General features: G+C 48.2%; 1 protein-coding gene. It reads left to right on the top strand.

Annotation, left to right across the window (positions count from 1 at the left end; all coding sequences use genetic code 11):
* Nucleotides 1–21: 21 nt before the first annotated feature.
* Nucleotides 22–1,199, top strand: a 1,178-nt coding sequence (gene tuf / locus JMX48_RS13965; protein WP_201538773.1) for an elongation factor Tu, incomplete at its 3' end; no start/stop codon positions are given.

Genomic DNA, 1,199 nt, shown 5'->3' with positions numbered 1-1,199 from the left:
CCAAAAAAAGAGGAAATACCCATGGCAAAGGCCAAGTTTGAACGCAAAAAGCCACACGTCAACGTTGGTACCATTGGACACGTTGACCACGGTAAAACAACCCTAACAGCCGCTATCGCAACCGTAGCAGCAATCACTTCAGGTGGCGAAGCCAAAGACTACGCGTCTATTGACTCAGCCCCAGAAGAAAAAGCACGTGGCATCACCATCAACACCTCACACGTAGAATATGACACCGAAGTACGTCACTACGCGCACGTTGATTGCCCAGGTCACGCCGATTATGTTAAAAACATGATCACTGGTGCCGCTCAAATGGATGGCGCCATCCTAGTTGTATCAGCAACTGACGGTCCAATGCCACAAACTCGTGAGCACATCTTGCTTTCACGTCAGGTTGGCGTACCGTACATCGTCGTATTCATGAACAAATGTGACGTAGTTGACGACGAAGAATTGCTTGAGCTTGTAGAAATGGAAGTTCGTGAATTATTGAGCGACTATGACTTCCCAGGTGATGACACCCCAATCGTTCATGGTTCAGCGACCGAAGCCCTAAAAGGCTCACAAGAAAAATACGGCCAACCAGCGGTCGTAGAACTACTACACATTCTTGACACCTACATCCCAGAGCCAGAGCGTGACATCGACAAAGCATTCCTAATGCCAATCGAAGACGTATTCTCAATCTCAGGCCGTGGTACTGTAGTAACAGGTCGTGTTGAATCTGGTATCGTTAAAGTTGGTGACGAAATCGAAATCGTCGGTATCCGTGACACTCAAAAAACCACCTGTACTGGTGTAGAGATGTTCCGTAAACTGCTTGACGAAGGTCGTGCAGGCGAAAACTGTGGCGTACTACTACGTGGTACCAAGCGTGAAGACGTACAACGTGGCCAAGTACTAGCTAAGCCAGGTTCAATCACGCCGCATACCAAATTTGACGCAGAAGTTTATGTATTGTCAAAAGAAGAGGGTGGTCGTCACACACCATTCCTAAACGGCTATCGTCCACAGTTCTACTTCCGTACGACTGACGTAACTGGCGCAATCCAATTACAAGACGGTACTGAAATGGTTATGCCTGGTGATAACGTTGAGATGGGCGTAGAGCTTATCCACCCAATCGCTATGGACAAAGGTCTTCGCTTCGCTATTCGTGAAGGCGGCCGTACTGTAGGCGCTGGTGTTGTTGCTAA

It is taken from the genome of Psychrobacter immobilis (assembly GCF_904846225.1).
In the GTDB taxonomy this organism is placed as follows: Bacteria; Pseudomonadota; Gammaproteobacteria; order Pseudomonadales; family Moraxellaceae; genus Psychrobacter; species Psychrobacter immobilis_F.
This window is presented reverse-complemented; position numbering and strand designations above follow the sequence as displayed.